This window comes from Nostoc cf. edaphicum LEGE 07299 (assembly GCF_015207245.1).
Classification (GTDB): domain Bacteria; phylum Cyanobacteriota; class Cyanobacteriia; order Cyanobacteriales; family Nostocaceae; genus Nostoc; species Nostoc edaphicum_B.
In genome coordinates, this window is the sequence record NZ_JADEXF010000738.1 from 1 (window position 1) to 3,277 (window position 3,277).

At 44.7% G+C, this 3,277-nt stretch carries 3 protein-coding genes; 2 read left to right on the top strand and 1 reads right to left on the bottom strand.

The genetic code is table 11. The annotated features are described in order from the left end of the window. Positions 1 to 255: 255 nt before the first annotated feature. On the top strand, positions 256 to 1,149 hold the full coding sequence (locus IQ229_RS19860; protein WP_194046682.1) for a tetratricopeptide repeat protein: 894 nt from the start codon (positions 256 to 258) through the stop codon (positions 1,147 to 1,149). A gap of 263 nt (positions 1,150 to 1,412) precedes the next feature. Here the strand turns inward: IQ229_RS19860 and IQ229_RS19865 are convergent, their stop codons facing one another. Further along, positions 1,413 to 1,817: a response regulator gene (locus IQ229_RS19865; RefSeq protein ID WP_194046684.1), complete on the bottom strand. Its 405-nt coding sequence runs from the start codon at positions 1,815 to 1,817 to the stop codon at positions 1,413 to 1,415. Positions 1,818 to 2,102: 285 nt separating this feature from the next. On the opposite strand from IQ229_RS19865, the gene IQ229_RS19870 reads away from it, so the two are divergent. Beyond that, positions 2,103 to 3,277 (top strand): DNA gyrase/topoisomerase IV subunit A (locus IQ229_RS19870; protein ID WP_322744030.1); only part of this gene is annotated, 1,175 nt, incomplete at its 3' end.

Below are 3,277 nucleotides of genomic sequence, written 5' to 3' on the forward strand. Positions count from 1 at the left end.
TCCTGAGTAAAGAAGCGAGATTCCCAACTCAGCACTCAGCACTCATGACTCAGCACTCTTGAGGGGCATTGGGCATTAATCAATAATTCTTCTTCCCTTGCTCCCCCTGCCTCCTGCCTCCTGCCTCCTGCCTCCTGCCTCCTGCCTTCTGCCTTCTGCCTCCTGCCTTTATTTGTAAGATTTTGCTGCCGTCAAGAGCGCAGATCGTTTAAGCTAGCTGAAAGATTCTTTGATTAGTGGCTTAAAGGCGGTAGTGTGCCTAAACATGTTCGTTTGATTTCTCTTTTAATGGTCTGTAGTTTATGGAGTATGCCAAAAGCCGCTAACGCGCAGGCATTAATACCCCATACACTGCAACTAGATGCGACAAAGTTAGAAAAGCAGGGGTTGAGCTTGGCACAAGAGGCGGCTCAACTAGCTCAGTTTCAACAGGTTGACTTAGCTTTGCCACGAGCGCGGCTGGCTAGTCAACTGGCTCCTGGGAATGATAAAGTGTGGTTGCTGTTAGGTGGATTGCAACTGCAAACGAAAGAGTTTGATAGTGCGATCGCTAGTCTGAAAAAAGCACAATCTATCAACCCTAAAAATGGTGATATTCTGTTTGCTTTGGGTTCAGTTAATTTTCAGCAGAAAAATTACCAGGCTGCTGCTGTCAATTATCAAGAAGGTTTGAAGTTAAAACCCAATAATCCAGAGGGTTTATTTGATTTGGGTAATGCTTACTTTATGCTGGGTCGATTGCCAGATGCGATCGCCCAGTACGATAAAGCAGTCTCTCAAGATAAAAAATTCTGGCCGGCCCTTAACAATATTGGCTTAATCAACTACGAACAGGGTAATATCCCCGAAGCGATTAAGCGATGGCAATCTGCTGTAACCCTTGATAAACAAGCAGCAGAACCTTTATTGGCCTTAGCGGTGGCACTGTATACTAAAGGCGAGCGCCAACAAGGACTAACCTTGGGAGAAACTGCACTCCGTATCGATTCGCGCTATGCTAATTTAAATTTCCTCAAGGAAAATCTCTGGGGCGATCGTCTACTGTCTGATACGAAAAAATTCCTAGAATTACCCCGTATTCAAGCAGCGCTACAGCAACCAGCAAACTCATCATCAGCGCCTACGCCTAGAAAACAGCCGGCTCAATAGGCAGTGCTGAGTAAAGAGTGCTGAGTGCTGAGTAGTGAGTGCTCAGTAAGAAGTTATGAATTTAGGAGTTTAAATATTTAACTGTTAATTCCAAACTTCTAACTCCAAACTCTTTACTCAGCACTCAGCACTCACTACTCAGCACTCCTCCTTACCACTTGCCTAATAGCACCTTTTCGTAGTACATCTATACTAGATAAATACAGGAACTAGTCGCCCAAAAACATTTGCGGGCGAGTATTCCTGAAATAAGTCTTTAATTCTCAGTTTTCGGCTGTGGGTAGAAGTGCGATGATTTGGTCAACGAACTGTTGATGATCGACAACTGGCTTCGAAATGTAGCCATCAGCACCGCTTTGCTTGAGAAAGTTTTCGCGATCGCCTTCCATCGCGTGTGCTGTCACCAGAATCACAGGTAAGTTTGCTGTTTTTGGATCGGATTTTAACATTTGTGTAATCTTGATTCCATCAACCGACTTGCCTTGGTAAACACTTCTGGAGAGAGAAACATCCATCAAAATCAGATCGGCTTCTCCTGATTGGGCAATTTTGATGACTTCTTCCACATTTTCAGTGTGTTTTACACCCAAGCCACCACGCTTGGACAAAATTTTGGAAAAAACACGAGCATTAATTAGATCGTCTTCAACAATTAAAACAGTTTTCATGAGAATTTTAGTTATAGAGGTGAGGAGATTCAAGAATTCCAGAATACAAAATTAAAGATTTGCAATCATGGTAAGTATCATAGCTACTAAGTTTATGTAGATTATACTCGTGTGCATCCTTTTTAATAGTCAATGTGCATCTTCGTCATCAAGGATGATACTACTGCTTTTTCTTCTGTGACTATCAAAATTTTGTTATGAATCTCATTTCATCCGTTATGCTGTGGTTGCCGCAGTGTTGAGTTCCATCGGCTTTTGTGTAGTTAAATTTCAGGGAAAAAACTCATGGCAAAACAGTTAAACCTTCTCTCAACGGGACAGGTAATTCCAACAGCCCTGCACACCGAGATGCAACGGTCTTATCTAGAATATGCCATGAGCGTGATTGTCGGGCGAGCGCTACCAGACGTGCGTGATGGCTTAAAACCAGTGCATCGGCGCATTTTGTATGCAATGCACGAACTCGGTTTAGTACCAGATAGACCCTATCGAAAATGTGCCCGTGTAGTGGGTGATGTGTTGGGTAAATACCATCCCCACGGCGACCAATCAGTTTACGATGCTTTAGTCAGACTGGTGCAGGATTTTTCTAGCCGCTATCCCTTGCTGGCAGGACATGGTAACTTTGGCAGTGTCGATAATGACCCGCCAGCGGCGATGCGCTACACAGAAACGCGCCTTGCACCGATCAGCCATGAGGGAATGCTGACAGAAATTGGTGAAGAAACTGTGGAATTTGTCGGGAACTTCGATAATTCCCAGCAAGAACCAACGGTGTTACCTGCTCAGTTGCCGTTTCTGTTACTCAATGGCTGTTCTGGGATTGCCGTGGGAATGGCGACAAACGTTCCACCCCACAATTTGGGGGAAGTTGTCGATGGGTTAATTGCCTTAATCGACAACCCAGATTTGCCAGATGAAAAATTATTTGAGCTAATTCCAGGGCCAGATTTTCCCACTGGTGGGGAAATAGTTGGTGAAGCTGGAATTCGGGAAGCATACACCACAGGTAAAGGTGGAATTCTAGTGCGGGGAGTCGCAACTCTGGAGGAAATTCCAGCCGCAAGGGGAAGCAAGCGACGGACGGCAATTATTATTACAGAATTGCCTTATCAAGTGAATAAAGCTGCCTGGATTGAGAAGGTAGCGGACTTAGTAAATCAAGGACGCTTGCAAGGAATTTCCGATCTTCGGGATGAGAGCGATCGCGAAGGGATGCGGGTAGTAATTGAACTCAAACGCGACACCAATCCCCAAGAAGTTCTCCAGCATTTATATCACCAAACTGCTTTACAAATGACTTTTGGGGCAATTCTCCTCGCAATCGTCGATGGACAACCCCGCCAGTTAAGTTTGCGTCAATTGTTGCAAGAGTTTTTGAGATTTCGAGAAGAGACGCTGAACCGTCGTTACAATTACGAGTTGGGTAAGGCCCAAAGTCGTGTGCATTTGGTAGAAGG